Origin of the sequence: Variovorax ureilyticus (assembly GCF_037889935.1) — a bacterium.
GTDB lineage: Bacteria > Pseudomonadota > Gammaproteobacteria > Burkholderiales > Burkholderiaceae_C > Variovorax > Variovorax ureilyticus.
Window position 1 is genome coordinate 57,775 of sequence record NZ_JBBKZU010000008.1, and the last position, 13,797, is coordinate 71,571.

Consider the following 13,797-nt stretch of genomic DNA (forward strand, 5'->3'; position numbering starts at 1 on the left):
ATCTGCGATGCGGAAGCTTTGCGCTGGCGCAAGTCGGCGCGATAGGGTGCCGTGGTTCAGTGCGCCATGAGCACCGGGAGCGTCATCGCGTCCAGCACCGTCCGCGTGACACCTCCCAGCAGCAGTTCGCGAGCGCGGCTGTGGCCGTAGCAACCCATCACGAGCAGATCGGCATCGCAATCGGAGGCGATCGACAGGAGTTGCTCGCCGGCGTCTTCCGGTGTGAGCCGTGCGTGCTCATGGACCCGATCGATGCCGTACAGGTGAAGATAGTCGCGCACCTTGACCGGAAGGGGCTGCGTCTCGTCGCCATCCTCTTCGACGAGATGGACGTGGTGGGCGTTCTGCAGGAAGGGAATGGCCGCCGCCAGCGCCCGTGCGCATTCGCGCGTGGGCTTCCATGCCAGCAGGATGTTGTCCGGCGTGCGGGCCAGTTCGCCCGTATGGGGAATGACCCACGTCGGGCGCCCGCTGCCGATGACGACGGATTCGACGAAATCGCCCGGCACATCCGAGCTTTCGAGGTCATCCGGGTCCCGCTGCCCCAGGAAGACAAGGTCGGCCAGGAGCGCCCGCTGCGTGAACGTCTCGATCACCGGGGCGCCGTCCGCATCGAGCCATTCGCAAGGCTGGCCCGACACGACGCAGGCCTGGTCGTAGACCGCCAGCGCATGGCGGCGGTGCTCGGCCTCCGCCCTGACGTCGGGCGGCAGCGGCGGGATGCCGGGTCCCACGGGCAGCAAGGGGAGATGGCTCCGCTCGACGGCGAACAGCGCGCTGACGCGGGCCCGCCAGGGAAGCGCGAGCCGCAGGGCGAGGTCCAGGCGCGTTTCGGCGCGCCGGGTTCCGTCCAGGTGCACGAGAAAGGATTGAAGGCCGGTCATGGCGCGTTCCGGACGTGTGTTGTTTCTAGGGCTTGTCGGGCGCTCGCACGAGCAGCACCGGCACCGGCGCGGACCGCAGGATCCGCTCGGCGCTGCTGCCCAGCACGAGCCGCGACACGCCGCGGCGTCCGTGCGTTCCGATGACGATCAGGTCCGCCTTCCACCGCTTGGCTTCGGCGATCACGGTCTCGTCGACCGAAGACTCGGTGATGACGGAGGGGTACACGGTGGAGCCGTAGCGCTCGTGCAGCGCCGTCTCGACCTCGATGCCCGCCGCCTGGGCGCCGCGCTTCGCATCCTCGAGCAGGCGCGCGCCCTCGTCCCGCACGCTCTGCAGGTAGCTTCCGGCCCGGCCGGACTGCGCATCCATCGCCAGGGCCAGCGACAGTTCGTCGATGACATGGACCAGCAGGAGCCGGCCCTGCGTCAGCTTTGCGATCTGGACGGCCTCTTCGAGCCCGCGCTGGGAGACCGGGCCGCCGTCGATGGGGACCAGGATTCGTTGGTACATGGAGGCTCCTTCGGGGTGAATGGTGCGATGCGTGCAGTATCGAAAGCACACCCGTCAGAGCGCTTGATCTGGCGCAAGACAGGGGCATCGCGTCGCCCGCGCAAGGCCTCAGGCGCCGGCCAGCGTGTGGACCAGGACGGCCTGCATGACCCGGCGATGGTTTTCCTGCAGGGCGTCGCCCTCGATGGCCGAACCCTCGAACCAGAGGACCCAATGCCTGGGCTGGGAGGCGTCCGCGACGGCCGACGCATCTTCGGCCCCGGGGTCGACGCGGGACTTCGGGAGGATCGCGACGCCCATGGCGCGGGCCGCCGCCACGAACATGCGGGCGCGCGGCCTGCGGCCGTTGCCGATGAAGACGATCCGCCGGTCGGCCGGCGTCTGCCGCTCGCAGAGCGCCCAGAGATCCGCGATGACGCGGGCCGGATGGGTGTCGAGCGCCAGGCCCGGGAAGACGGGCACGCCGGCATGCAACTCGATCGTTCGCAGCACGGCGGCGTCCAGATCGTGACAGTCGATGCCGTCGTACATGCGCCCGAGCATGCGGGCCAGGGCGATGACGTCGCTGCCGGTATCGGCGGGGCTGGACGGGTGGGCGAAATTCAGCAGAGCCACGCGCGCGCCCAACTCTTCGGCGGCACCTTGAAGCGCCGAGTTCCCGGGCGTCCCATCCGCGCGCGTGTGAGTGTGAAGCAGCGCGAGATTCCGTCCGCGCAGCGGCGAGCCCGACGACTGCCGCAGTCTGGCAGCGGTCGCGATGAGCGAGGCGATCTTGCTGGCGGAAGACAACGGGTCGTCCGCCGCTTGTCGCGCGGCGTGGGTAGGAGTCACGTCGCGAACGCTACCGCGGTTGCGCGCGGCGAACTTGATGCCGCGCAAGTCCGCTGCGCTCCGGCGTTGGATCGGACAGCGGCTCGCTCATCGAGGCGGGCTTCGCGCCCGGTTGCCGGCCGCGTCGATCACGAGGAGGATTGACGAAGGTCAAGGGCGGCGCTCCATCGTGTGCCAAGCTCGACGGCAACAAGGAGGCAACATGCGCATCCAGTTTCTCGGCGGAACCGATACCGTCACCGGGTCCAAATACCTGCTGGAGCACGCGGGCCGGCGGCTGCTGGTGGATTGCGGGCTCTTCCAGGGCCTGAAGCAATTGAGGCTGCGCAACTGGGAGCCTTTACCAGTCAGGGCCTCGGAGATCGATGCGGTCCTGTTGACGCACGCGCATCTCGATCACAGCGGGCTGGTCCCGCGCCTCATCCAATTGGGCTTCAAAGGCCCCGTCTACACCACCCGGGCCACGCGCGATCTGTGCGAGCTGCTGCTGCCCGACTCCGGCTACCTGCAGGAAGAGGAGGCCGACTACGCCAATCGCCATGGCCATTCCCGCCACAAACCCGCATTGCCGCTGTACACGCAGGACGAAGCGCGTGCGGCCCTCGGGCGCTTCGAAGTGCTGGATTTCGACAAGGCGCATGCGCCCTGGCCGGGGTGGACCTGGCGGCTGCGGCGCGCCGGGCACATTCTGGGCGCCGCGAGCATCCACGTCGGCTGGGACGGCGGCAGCATTCTTTTCTCCGGCGATCTCGGCCGGGACGACGACCTGGTGATGCGCCCTCCCGAGCGGCCGGAGCCCGCCGACTACGTGGTCATCGAGTCCACCTACGGCGATCGCGCGCATCCCAAGGTGGACACCTTGTCGGCGATCGCCGAAGTGATCGGCCGGACGGCTGCAAGGGGCGGCATCGTCGTGGTGCCGGCCTTTGCGGTGGGCAGGGCACAGACGCTGCTGCACTGCATCCACCTGCTCAAGGCCGCTCGCCGGATTCCAGATCTGCCGGTGTATCTCAACAGTCCGATGGCTGCCGATGCGACGCAGATCCTGCGGCGCTATTCGGACCAGCACCGCCTGGATGCGGGACAGTGCGCCGCGCTCGGCCGGGAGGTGAAATTCGTCAACACGCTCGAAGAGTCGAAACGGCTCAACGGATTGAGCTTTCCTTCGGTCATCGTCTCGGCGAGCGGAATGGCGACGGGCGGGCGTGTGCTGCACCACCTGAAAGCGTATGCGCCCGATCCCCGCAGCACGATCCTCTTTACCGGCTATCAGGCTGCAGGGACCCGCGGCGCGGCGATGCTGGCCGGGGCCAGGGACATCAAGATCCACGGCGCTTACGTGCCCGTGCGTGCCGAAGTGGTCGGGCTGGACATGCTCTCGGCACATGCCGATCGCGGCCAACTGCTGGCGTGGCTGAACGATCTGCCTGCGCCGAAGCGCGTGTTCGTCACGCATGGCGAGCCGGTCGCTGCCGATGCGCTGCGCCTGGCGATCGAAGAGCGGTTCAACTGGCAGGCCAGCGTGCCGGACTACGGGCAGACGGTGACCCTTTGACGGCGACTTCCTCGTCCGGTCCGAGCGGGTCCACGACGGTGCGCAGTTGCCGCAGCACGGCGGTGTCGGCCTCCGAAGCATCGCTGGTTCGTGCGGCGATGCGTTGCTGCAGGATCTCGTCGGGCGCCTCGCACGCCAGGATCTCGAATCCGGCTCCGCAGCTGCGTGCGAGTTCATGCGCCGCATCGCGTTCGCCGCGCTTGAGGAACGCCGCGTCGAGAACGACGGAGAACCCGGCCGCAAGAATGATCCGGGCAAGGGCGAACAGGCGACCGTAGGTGCTCGTGGTCGCCTCGCGGGTATAGATGTCGAGCCCGCGCGCGTGCGAGCTTTCGAGCGCGCCCAGCCCGAACAGGCGCTTGCGTTCGACATCGGCGCGCACGCGGATCGCCCCGATCCGCTCCAGCAGCCGCTGCGACTGGAACGTCTTGCCGGAGCCCGGCAAGCCATGCGTGATCACCAGGCGGGGCAGAGCCGGATTCGACCATCCGAGCGCCGCGCGCGCATAGGTTGCGGCGGCGCTGCCGGAAGGTGCGCGCAGGTGCTCGACCTGTGCGCGCACCAGCGCGCGGTAGACCAGCGCGTAGCGCAGGACCCCGGCCGCCTCGTGCTCGCCGGCGGCGTCGAGCCAGTCATTGAGGAAGCGCCAGGCGAAGTCCGGCCGGCCACGCGCGGCGAAGTCCATGACCGGAAACGCCGCATCCTCGGCGATGTCGATCCATCGAAGCGCCGGTTCGAAGTCGATGGCGTCGAAGGCTGCGGGTTGGCCGTCGAGATCGACGATGTTGTCCAGGTGAAGGTCGCCATGGCACTCGCGGATGCGGCCCTTTCGCCGTCGCTCGATCCATTCGGGCCAGAGCTTGCGGGCGCCGGCTTCCAGCCACTCGCACAAGTGGTCGCGCTCCCCTGTCGAAAGGACCGCACGCGCGCCGTCGAGCGCGGACAGCGCACGGGTCAGCTTGCTCGACTGCGCAGCCGGCGCGCGACGGCGCACCGGCGCCGCCGCGTGCGCCGCCGCGAGCACGGCCGCAAAACCATCCACGTCGCGCAAGGCCAGCGCGCCTGCGGCCAATCGCTCGCTGAACAGGGCACCGTCGGGAAAGCGCCGCATGTGCACGGCGTAGTCCAGCACCGGGCCAGCGCCGTCGATCTCGGGGGCGGGCGGTTTGCCCGTGATGCGCGCGACACCCAGGTAGAGCGAAGGCGCCATCCGCTGGTTCACGCGCACTTCCTCATGGCAGAAGTGCCGCCGCCTTTGCAGCGTCGTGTAGTCAAGGAAGGCGAAGCGCACCGGCTTCTTCACCTTGTAGGCGAAAGCGGGCGTGAGCAGGATCCACGAGATGTGCGTCTCGATCACCTGCGCGCCGAGCCGCAGTGCGAGCGCGTGCACGAGTGCCGCACGCTCCGCGAGCTGGCCCGGCGCGATCGGAACGTCCGGTTCCGGAGGCACGTATGCCTATTGAATGACGATCTTCGAGGCGGCGACGGGTGCCTTCTTCGGCAGTTCCAGCGTGAGCACGCCGTCCGCGTACTTGGCCTGCACCTTGGTGTCGTCCACTTCCTGGCCCAGGCTGAAGGTGCGCGAGATCGAACCGTAGTAGCGCTCGCTGCGAAGCACCTTGTCGCCGTCGCCCCGCGTTTCCTTCTCGCTCTTCGCCTCGGCATCGATGCTGACGGTGTGGCCGTCGACCTTGATGCTGATGTCTTCCTTCTTCACGCCGGGGATGTCGGCCTTCACGTTGAAAGCCTTGTCGTTCTCGGTCACGTCGATGCGCATCTTCAGCGGGGCGGGCTCGCCCTCGTAGACGGTGGGGGAGAAGAAGCGTCGCAGTGCCGTTTCGAAGTCGTTGCCGAACACCGGGTCCAGCAGTCTCAGGTTGCTCATGGTGGTTCCTCGGATCGAAAAGTGACGGATGACGCGCGGGCCCGTTGCGCCGCGCCGGTTTCAATGTAGGCCCCTGCAAGAGCGAGGGGGTTGATCTGGCTCAATCGCGAAGCGGTCCCTCCGCGCGTGTTGCGGCTGGTCCGCGCCGCGGTTGACCGCGATCAAGTCGCGCGGCCGCGCTGCGTTGACAGACGTCGTGCATTGGCGATGATTTCCAATGCGCCCGGTGCCTTCGCGCCAGGAATGGAAAGGGGATCCGCATGGCATCGACTTCACCCGGCCCGCGTGGCGCCCTGGTCCTCCCGATCTGTGCGCTCGTCGCACTGCTGGCTGCGCCTCCGGCATCACGCGCCCAGGAGGCGCCCGCCGCGGCGCCACCGAAATCCTGTCCCGACTGCGGCAAGGTCGAATCCGTGCGGCAGGTCAAGAGTTCGAAGCCCGCCTCGGGCGTCGGAGCTGTCGCTGGCGGCGTGGTGGGTGGCGTGATCGGCCACCAGGTCGGCAGCGGCAGGGGGCGCACCGCCGCCACCGTCGCCGGCGCGGCGGGCGGCGCCTATGCGGGCAACAAGGTCGAGAAGAACAAGAACACGAAGACGGTCTACGAGGTCAGCGTGCGGATGCAGGATGGATCGATGCGCACGGTTCAGACGACCTCCGCGCCGCCGGTCGGCCAGGCCGTCACGGTGAAGGGCGACTCGCTGCAGGCGGCGAGCAGCAAGAAGAAGTAGCGCGCCGACCGGATTTGCGCTGCGTCAAACGTCCGGAGCCGAGGCTGCGCGATGCTGGGCGACATCCGAGGAGCACGCCATGTCATTCGCACCGCCCGTCGCCTGTGTTCTGTTGGGGATTCTCCTGTGCAGTGCGCCCGCCGCGGCGCAATCGCGTGGTGAACTCCTCTACACCACCCACTGCGTGGCCTGCCACACGACGCAAGTCCACTGGCGCGACCGGCGCCTGGCGACGGACTGGAACAGCCTCCAGGCGCAGGTCGCGCGCTGGCAGGCCGTCGGGTTCCTCGGCTGGAGCGACGACGACACCGTCGCCGTGACCAGGTACCTCAATGAGCGCTACTACGGCTTCAAGCCGCCGGGCGGTGCGCCGCTGGTGCTCACGCCCGCGACGAAACCCTGCGAGGGTTCTCGCTGCTGAAGCATCGGCAGCTCCCGCGGTCGTGATCTGCAACGCCCCGCGTGGCGCCTTCACCTGGCCGGAGACGGCGACGCGCCGGACCCCGGTCCGCGAGCCGCCTCGATGGCTTTGGCCGCGGCTTCGCGCGCGGCTTGCGCGGCCTTGCGCGTCGCGTCGGCAGCGGCCTGTAGGGCTTCCCGCGTGTTCTGGGCGGCCTTTTCGGCCTCTTCCCTGGTCGACTGCGCGGCCATCCGGACCGCTTCTTCCGCGCGTCTCAGCGCCTCCTCGGTGGCCTTGGTCGCCTTCCTGCTTTCATCCAACGCCGAATTCGCGGCCTCCTTGCCGGCATCGAGTGCCACGGCCGACGACTCCGAGGCTTTTTCCTGGAACCGTCTTGCGGCGTCCGCGGCCTTCTGCGCGGCGCGCCGGATGCCTTCGGCCAACGCCTGGGAAATCTTTCCCGCGTTGACCTTGCCTTGCTCGGCGGCGGCATTCGCCGCCTCGGCCGCCTTCTTCGCCGCGTCTTGCGCTTCCTTCGCGGCCTTGGCGGCGGCATTCCTGGCCTTTTGAGACGGCGTCGACACCGGGCTGAGCTGGCCGGGCGGGTCCAGGCCGGCGCCGGCACAGGCGCAGCCCAGGGTAAGGGCAGCAAGGGCGATCACGAATTTCATCCGCATGGCCATCTCCGGAAGTCGATACCGCTAGCTTCATGCGGGTGGTGCCCGCGGCGCTTGCGCTATCGCAAGGAACGGGTTCCTGGCGCGTGCCGCGTGTCGGGCGCGACCAGATGGTCGAGCCGCTCGATGAACACCCGTTGCGCCGGATGCACGCGGCGAACGGCCTCCCCGGCGGTGAACCAGGCAGCGCGATCGGCCTCGGGAAAGCGCGCGTACCGCCCGGAGCGCGGCGGCCATTCGAGTTCGAAGGTGTTCGACACCATCGCCGCAGGGTCGCAGTCGCCTTCGAAGGCCCATGCGGCGATGAGCTTGCCGCTGCGCATCCGAGATTCGCCGAGGCTGCGATGCATCGGGCCCGGATGAAACCCGGTCTCCTCGGTGAATTCCCGCTTCGCTGCGGCCAGTGCATCTTCCGTCGCGCTGTCGTATTCGCCCTTGGGGATGGACCACGCGCCCTCGTCCTTCTTCGCCCAGAACGGCCCGCCCGGGTGCACGAGCAGCACCTCGAGCGACCCGTGCATGCGTCGGTACATGAGCAGCCCTGCGCTTCGTGTGGCCATCGGCATCGATTGGACCACCTTCGCAGGGCTTGCGCTGCGTCAAGTCGCGCACGCACGAGGCGCGAATACTGTGTCTTCCGATCCAGTCTGAAGGAAGACGCCATGTACCAGCGAATCCTTGTTCCAGTCGACGGCAGCCCGACATCGACAGGCGGCCTTGATGAAGCCATCCGGATCGCGAAGCTGACCGATGGACGGCTGCGGCTGCTCCATGTCGTCGACGAGCTTTCGTTCGCGCTCGCGATGGGCAGCGAGTCGGCCTACGGCGACGAAGCCTTGAGGGCCATGCGCATCGAATCCAAGCGAATCCTCGATGCCGCACTGGCCTTGACGCAGTCCGCGGGCGTGGAGGCTGACACGCGCCTTCGCGAGACCTTTCCGAGCACGCTGTCCGAAGGGGTCGCGGCGGAAGCGCGCGAATGGGGCGCCGACCTGATCGTGCTAGGCACGCACGGGCGGCGCGGCGCGAAGCGGCTGATGCTGGGCAGCGACGCGGAACGCATCCTGCGCGTCGCACCCGTGCCGGTCCTGCTGGTCCGTGCGCCGGACGAAAAGGACGCCTCGGGCGAACTATTGCGCGCGACCGCTTCCGCCCTCGCCATGGCCGGCGAATGAGGCGGCCGGGGCCACCGGCGCGCGGGCGGCGGGCATGACCTTCGTTCGGCTGCATGTCCGCCGTGCCGGCATCGACACCTACCAGCAGCCCGTCGTCTACATGCGCAGCGACTGCCACGTGTGCCGCGCCGAGGGTTTCGAGGCGCAGGCGCAGGTGGAAGTGATCGACGACGGCCGGCACCTGCTGGCGATCCTGCATCACGTGAGCAGCGACTGGCTCGCGCGCGACGAGATCGCGCTGTCGGACATCGCCTGGACCACGCTCGGCGCGACGGACGGCGACCTCGTGGAAGTGCGGCATCCACCGGTGCTGGAGTCGGTCGCCCATCTGCGCGGCAAGGTGCATGGGCGTCCTTTCACCTACGAGGCCTTGCGCGCGCTGATGGACGACGTGAGCCACGGGCGCGTGGCCGACATTCATCTTGCGTCGCTCATCACGCTCTGTGCGGGCGACGGGCTCGACGTCCCGGAAACCGTGGCGCTCACGCGCGCGATGATCGACGTGGGGGAGCGCGTCACGTGGGACGAGACGCCGGTCATGGACAAGCATTGCATCGGCGGCCTCCCCGGCAACAGGACGACGCTGCTGGTGGTGCCGATCGTCGCGGCCTGCGGCGTCACGATGCCCAAGACTTCCTCGCGTGCGATCACCTCCGCGGCCGGCACTGCCGACACCATGGAGGTTCTTGCGCCGGTGGACCTCGATCTGGCCGCGATGCGCCGGGTGGTGGAGCGCGAGCACGGCTGCATCGTCTGGGGCGGGAACACCCGGATCAGCCCCGCGGACGACATCCTGATCCGCGTGGAGCGGCCTCTGAGCCTGGACAGCCACGGCCTGCTCATCGCGTCGATCCTCTCCAAGAAGGCGGCCGTGGGTTCGCAGCGGGTGCTGATCGACCTGCCGGTCGGCCCGCAGACCAAGGTCCGGAGCGCCGCCGCCGCCGAGGTGCTTTCGAAAGGCCTCGTGACGGTCGGCGCCGCCCTCGGCCTGCAGGTGCGCACCGTTGCGACGGATGGCACCCGGCCGGTCGGGCGCGGCATCGGTCCCGCATTGGAAGCCATGGACGTCATGGCGGTGCTCGAACGCGCACCCGGCGCGCCGCAGGATCTGCGCGAGCGCGCGTTGGTGCTGGCCGGATGGGTCCTGGAGATGGCCGGCAGGGCGCCCGATGGCACGGGCCGGTCGATGGCACGCGAGGTGCTCGACGACGGGCGGGCGCTTGCGAAGTTCATCGCGATCTGCGAAGCGCAGGGCGGCCTGCGGGTGCCGCCCCGGGCGAGCCACACGCACGTCGTCGTCGCGCATGCCAGCGGCACGGTGGCAGCGATCGACACGCGGTTGTTGGCGCGCGCGGCCAAGCTGGCCGGAGCGCCGCGCGATCCCTCCGCGGGGGCGGTTCTTCACGTGCAGCCGGGGGACCGTGTCGAGGTCGCCCAGCCCCTGCTGACTTTGCACGCCGTGAGCCCGGGGGGCCTGCACTACGCGCTCAATTTCATGCGCACGCAGTTGCCGGTCGTCCGCCTCGAGGCGGACGCATGAGGGGGCGGGCGCTCATCGGACCGAATCGGCGCAGAACGACGCCAGTTCGGCCACCAATCGACTGACCGCCTGCTGCGCGGCGATCACGCCGCCGTAGGGATCGTCCGTGGGCGCATCGACCCGCGCATCGAACTCGCGGCTCGCGACGACCTTGCGCGTCGCGGTGTCGATGAGCACCGCGCGCAGCGTGAGGCGCACCTGGCTGGGTGTGGTCGAGAAGTCCTGCTGGAGTCGCACGATCTCGGTCTCCAGCCGGAACTGGCCGATCGCCGAGGTGGGACTGCCGAGCACCGCGTGGAATGCGCCCGTGCCTTCGATGGCGCGCACCATCTTCGGCGCGAGCATGTTCGACGGGGTGTCGACCCACTGGTTGTGCGCGAAATACTCGATCTCATAGGGACGCCGCACGTAGGCGATCCGCGCCGTGTCGAAGCCCGGCGCGGCGCGCGGGAGATTGACGATCAACGTGCGCGCGGTCGCCGCCGGCGCCGTCGCGGCGCGGGGATCGGTCTCGCCGGACAGCGCGAAAAGCGCGGGCGAAGCGACCGGCTCCGGCAGGAGCGACCTGGCGCAACCGCCCAGGAGCGCCGGAAGCAAGGTGGCGGCCAGCATGGCGGCCATTGCGGGATGGGCGGGTCGGGTCATGGGCGAGGCCTTTCGCCGGGACCGGGTTTGGGCACGGGTGCGCCCACCAGCAGGCTGTTCGGATTGCGTTCCGTCTGTTCGCTCAGGCGCTGCAAAGACGCCGCGAGCTGGTTCATCTCGCCGAGCAGATTCGCCAGCGCGGGTGCGGCGTCCGTACCGATCGCCTGGATGCTGCCGGCCGCTGTCTCGACGCTGCGGCCGACGCGCTCGCTCGCCGTGTCGACCTTGGCGGCCATCCTGTCGACCGAATCGGCGGCCTTCGCGATGCGCTCGATCGCAAGGCCGAGCTGCTCGCTCGCACGGGCGGTGTTCTGGGCGGTGCGCGCCGCGTCCGCGATGCCGCTGGAGATCGCGGCCTGCTGAGCCGCCAGCGTATGGGTCAGGGCCGCGGTGTCGCCGAGCATCTGCTTCAGCGCGGCCCGCGTCTCGGCATCGAAGACCGCGTTCATGTTCGTGGACATGCGGTCCACGCTGGCAAGCACGGTGGAGAGCACGCTTTCCAGCCGGGTGCTCAGCGAGGGCTTGGAGGGGATGGTGGGAATGTCGTCGGCACTTGCTGCGCGCAGCGGCGGCGAATCCGCCGTGCCGCCGCCGAGTTCGACATAGGCGATACCGGTGAGCCCCTGCGTCTTGAGGACCGCCTCGGTGTTCGTCTTGATCGGTGTTCCCTGCTCGATGAGGAAGCGCAGGCGGACCTGGCCCGGATCGGCGGGATCGATCGCGATCTCCTTGACCTTGCCGACGTCGACGCCGAGGTACTTGACCGGCGCATCCACGTTCAGCCCGGCCACGGACTCGCGCATGATCGACTGGTAGGTGCCGTAGTGCTTGCCACCCTGCGCGCCGGCGGCCAGCCAGAGCACGCCGGCCACGAGCACCGCGCCGAGCAGCAGCACGAAGGCGCCGACCAGTGCGTAGTTCACCTTGTCGTCCATGGCGTCTCCATCTCGCGCTGGCGATGCGCCGCCGATGCGGCCGCCCTCTGCCGCGGGCCATCGAAATAGCCGCGCACGATCGGGTGGTCGTGCCTCGACAGGTCTTCCATCGAGCCGCTCGCCAGCACCCGACCTTCGCCGAGGATCGCCACGCGGTCGCAGGCCTGCCACAGCAGATCGAGGTCGTGCGTGATGATCACGATCGTCAATCCGTACAGCGCGTGCGTGCGCAGGATCAGTTCGCTCACGCCTGCGGCGCTGTCGGGGTCCAGCCCGGAGGTGGGCTCGTCGAGAAACAGCAGTTCGGGGTCGAGCGCGATCGCGCGCGCCAGCGACGCGCGCTTGAGCATGCCGCCGCTGAATTCGCCCGGCCGCTTCAGGCCGGCATCGGGCGGCAGGCCGGTGAGGGACAGCTTCCACTCGGCGATGCGGTCGATCAGCGCGCGATCGAGCCGGCTGTGCTCGCGAAGCGGCAGCCCGATGTTCTCGCGCACGTTGAGCGCGCCGAACAGGCCGCCGTGCTGGAACATCACGCCCCATCGCAGGCGAAGGGCATGGGCCTGCGGCGGTGTGAGTGTCTCGATGTCGTGGCCGAAGAGATGGATCGATCCCGACGTCGGCCGCTGCAGCAGGATCATCTCGCGCATGAGCACCGACTTGCCCGAGCCGCTGCCGCCCGCGATCGCGAGGATCTCGCCGCGCCGGACTTCGAGGTCGAGGTCGGTGTGCACCGCGTGGCTGCCGAAGCGCGTGCAGACCTTGTTCATCGCGATCACGGTGTCGGTCGGCGGTGCCATGCGTCCACGCGGCCCTACAGGTCCAGCAGGTTGAACGCGACGGAGAAGAGGGCGTCCGCCACGATCACCAGGAAGATCGACTGCACCACGCTCTTCGTCGTCTGCCGGCCCACGCTGTCGGCGCTGCCGCGGGTGCGAAAGCCCTGGAAACAGCCGATCAGCGCGATCACGACCGCGAACACCAGCGACTTGCCCACGCCCACCAGCAGCGTGGACCCTTGCATCTCGCGGCCGAAGCGATCGATGAACTCCGGAAAGCCGATGTCGAGCTGCACGCGCGCCATCACCATGCCGCCCAGGACGCCCGTCACGTCCGCGAAGACGGTGAGCAGCGGCAGCGCGATGGCAAGCGCCAGCACCTTCGGAAGAACGAGCAGCTCGATCGGGTCGATCGCGATGGTCCGCATCGCATCGACTTCCTCGGTCACGACCATCGTGCCGATCTGGGCCGCGTAGGCGGAACCGGAACGCCCGGCGATGATGATCGCGCTGATGAGCGGGGCGAACTCGCGCAGCATCGCGTAGCCGACCAGATCGACCACGAACACGTTGGCGCCGTAGTGCCTGAGCTGGTCCGCGCCCTGGTAGGCGACGACCACGCCGAGCAGGAACGAGGTGAGTCCGATGATCGGGAGCGCGTCGAAGCCGTCGATCTGGACGTTTCGCCACACGGTGCGCCAGCGGATCCGGCGCGGTCGCATCAGCAAGCCCAGCGCGGCCATGGCGGCCTGTCCGATGAAGCGCAGAAGCCCGAGCGTTTCCTGTGCCGAGGCTTCGGCAAGACGGCCGAGGCGCTCCAGGGGCGATCGCGCGGGCGGCTGCGGCAAGGGGCGATCGGTCTGCTCGCCGACCAGCGTCATCAATGTCTGCACGCGCGGTGGCCAGTTGCGCAACGCGGCCGCCGCGCCGTGGCGACGCAGCCAGCGCTGAAGCACCCACACGCCCGCGCTGTCGATGGCGCCGAGCGACGTGCCATCGAGGACGACCGTGCCGGCACCGCAGGCGTGCGCATCGAGCACGTTCGGCATGTCGCCCAGGCCGCGAACCGTCCAGTTCCCGGCGAGCGACCAACCCCCATCCGCCAGCGGGGACATGCTGGCTTGCGACGGTTCCACGAGAGAGGTCTCCTGCAAACGTTGTCTCCTGAATGAACCAGGCCATCTTAGGAATCGAAATCTGCGATGGATTGACGCATGTCAAGTGTGGCTTCGAACCGATCTCGGGGCGGGGGAGG

General features: G+C 68.9%; 16 protein-coding genes. 5 read left to right on the forward strand and 11 right to left on the reverse strand.

Annotated features, from left to right (window positions below; all coding sequences use genetic code 11):
* Positions 1-56 precede the first annotated feature (56 nt).
* The 3 genes from WKW77_RS19000 to WKW77_RS19010 all read right to left on the reverse strand — a co-directional run bounded on the left by WKW77_RS19000 (position 57) and on the right by WKW77_RS19010 (position 2,274).
* A complete protein-coding gene (locus tag WKW77_RS19000) occupies positions 57-884 on the reverse strand; it encodes a universal stress protein (protein ID WP_340358428.1) in 828 nt (275 codons plus the stop codon).
* Between the two features lie 25 nt (positions 885-909).
* The gene (locus tag WKW77_RS19005) at positions 910-1,395 is read right to left on the reverse strand and encodes a universal stress protein (RefSeq protein ID WP_340358429.1); all 486 of its coding nucleotides are present in this window, start codon (positions 1,393-1,395) and stop codon (positions 910-912) included.
* 108 nt (positions 1,396-1,503) lie between these two features.
* Positions 1,504-2,274, reverse strand: a complete 771-nt coding sequence (locus WKW77_RS19010; RefSeq protein WP_340358430.1) for a Rossmann-fold NAD(P)-binding domain-containing protein — start codon at positions 2,272-2,274, stop codon at positions 1,504-1,506.
* A 154-nt stretch (positions 2,275-2,428) separates the two neighbouring features.
* On the opposite strand from WKW77_RS19010, the gene WKW77_RS19015 reads away from it, so the two are divergent.
* Entirely contained in the window at positions 2,429-3,781 is a 1,353-nt protein-coding gene (locus WKW77_RS19015) for an MBL fold metallo-hydrolase RNA specificity domain-containing protein (RefSeq protein WP_340358664.1), read from the forward strand.
* On the opposite strand, the gene WKW77_RS19020 is transcribed toward WKW77_RS19015, so the two are convergent.
* Together WKW77_RS19020 and WKW77_RS19025 are read right to left on the reverse strand one after the other, a co-directional pair.
* Entirely contained in the window at positions 3,732-5,231 is a 1,500-nt protein-coding gene (locus WKW77_RS19020; RefSeq protein ID WP_340358431.1) for a bifunctional aminoglycoside phosphotransferase/ATP-binding protein, read from the reverse strand. The two genes, WKW77_RS19015 and WKW77_RS19020, sit on opposite strands and share 50 nt — an antisense overlap.
* 6 nt (positions 5,232-5,237) lie before the next feature.
* Positions 5,238-5,666: an Hsp20/alpha crystallin family protein gene (locus tag WKW77_RS19025; RefSeq protein ID WP_340358432.1), complete on the reverse strand. Its 429-nt coding sequence runs from the start codon at positions 5,664-5,666 to the stop codon at positions 5,238-5,240.
* 260 nt (positions 5,667-5,926) lie between these two features.
* Between WKW77_RS19025 and WKW77_RS19030 the strand changes: the two genes are divergently transcribed.
* Both WKW77_RS19030 and WKW77_RS19035 read left to right on the forward strand, forming a co-directional pair.
* The gene (locus tag WKW77_RS19030) at positions 5,927-6,394 is read left to right on the forward strand and encodes a glycine zipper 2TM domain-containing protein (RefSeq protein WP_340358433.1); all 468 of its coding nucleotides are present in this window, start codon (positions 5,927-5,929) and stop codon (positions 6,392-6,394) included.
* 79 nt (positions 6,395-6,473) lie between these two features.
* A complete protein-coding gene (locus tag WKW77_RS19035; RefSeq protein WP_340358434.1) occupies positions 6,474-6,815 on the forward strand; it encodes a cytochrome C in 342 nt (113 codons plus the stop codon).
* 50 nt (positions 6,816-6,865) lie between these two features.
* Here WKW77_RS19035 and WKW77_RS19040 read toward each other — a convergent pair whose 3' ends face one another.
* Positions 6,866-7,465, reverse strand: a complete 600-nt coding sequence (locus WKW77_RS19040) for a hypothetical protein (protein ID WP_340358435.1) — start codon at positions 7,463-7,465, stop codon at positions 6,866-6,868.
* 65 nt (positions 7,466-7,530) lie between these two features.
* Positions 7,531-8,031: an NUDIX hydrolase gene (locus WKW77_RS19045; RefSeq protein WP_340358436.1), complete on the reverse strand. Its 501-nt coding sequence runs from the start codon at positions 8,029-8,031 to the stop codon at positions 7,531-7,533.
* 102 nt (positions 8,032-8,133) lie between these two features.
* Here WKW77_RS19045 and WKW77_RS19050 point away from each other — a divergent pair, with 102 nt between their 5' ends.
* Together WKW77_RS19050 and WKW77_RS19055 are read left to right on the forward strand one after the other, a co-directional pair.
* Complete coding sequence (locus tag WKW77_RS19050) at positions 8,134-8,646, forward strand: universal stress protein (protein WP_340358437.1); 513 nt, start codon at positions 8,134-8,136, stop codon at positions 8,644-8,646.
* 34 nt (positions 8,647-8,680) lie between these two features.
* A complete protein-coding gene (locus tag WKW77_RS19055; RefSeq protein WP_340358438.1) occupies positions 8,681-10,186 on the forward strand; it encodes a thymidine phosphorylase family protein in 1,506 nt (501 codons plus the stop codon).
* Positions 10,187-10,198: 12 nt separating this feature from the next.
* Here WKW77_RS19055 and WKW77_RS19060 read toward each other — a convergent pair whose 3' ends face one another.
* The 4 genes from WKW77_RS19060 to WKW77_RS19075 are packed head-to-tail and all read right to left on the reverse strand — an operon-like array spanning position 10,199 to position 13,678.
* Positions 10,199-10,831: an ABC-type transport auxiliary lipoprotein family protein gene (locus WKW77_RS19060; RefSeq protein ID WP_340358439.1), complete on the reverse strand. Its 633-nt coding sequence runs from the start codon at positions 10,829-10,831 to the stop codon at positions 10,199-10,201.
* Complete coding sequence (locus WKW77_RS19065; RefSeq protein ID WP_340358440.1) at positions 10,828-11,766, reverse strand: MlaD family protein; 939 nt, start codon at positions 11,764-11,766, stop codon at positions 10,828-10,830. Before WKW77_RS19065 ends, WKW77_RS19060 begins: the two co-directional genes overlap by 4 nt.
* The gene (locus WKW77_RS19070) at positions 11,751-12,563 is read right to left on the reverse strand and encodes an ABC transporter ATP-binding protein (protein WP_340358441.1); all 813 of its coding nucleotides are present in this window, start codon (positions 12,561-12,563) and stop codon (positions 11,751-11,753) included. Before WKW77_RS19070 ends, WKW77_RS19065 begins: the two co-directional genes overlap by 16 nt.
* 14 nt (positions 12,564-12,577) lie before the next feature.
* Positions 12,578-13,678 carry an ABC transporter permease gene (locus tag WKW77_RS19075; protein ID WP_340358442.1) on the reverse strand — a complete coding sequence of 367 codons (1,101 nt, stop codon included), beginning with the start codon at positions 13,676-13,678 and terminating at the stop codon, positions 12,578-12,580.
* Between the last annotated feature and the right edge of the window lie 119 nt (positions 13,679-13,797).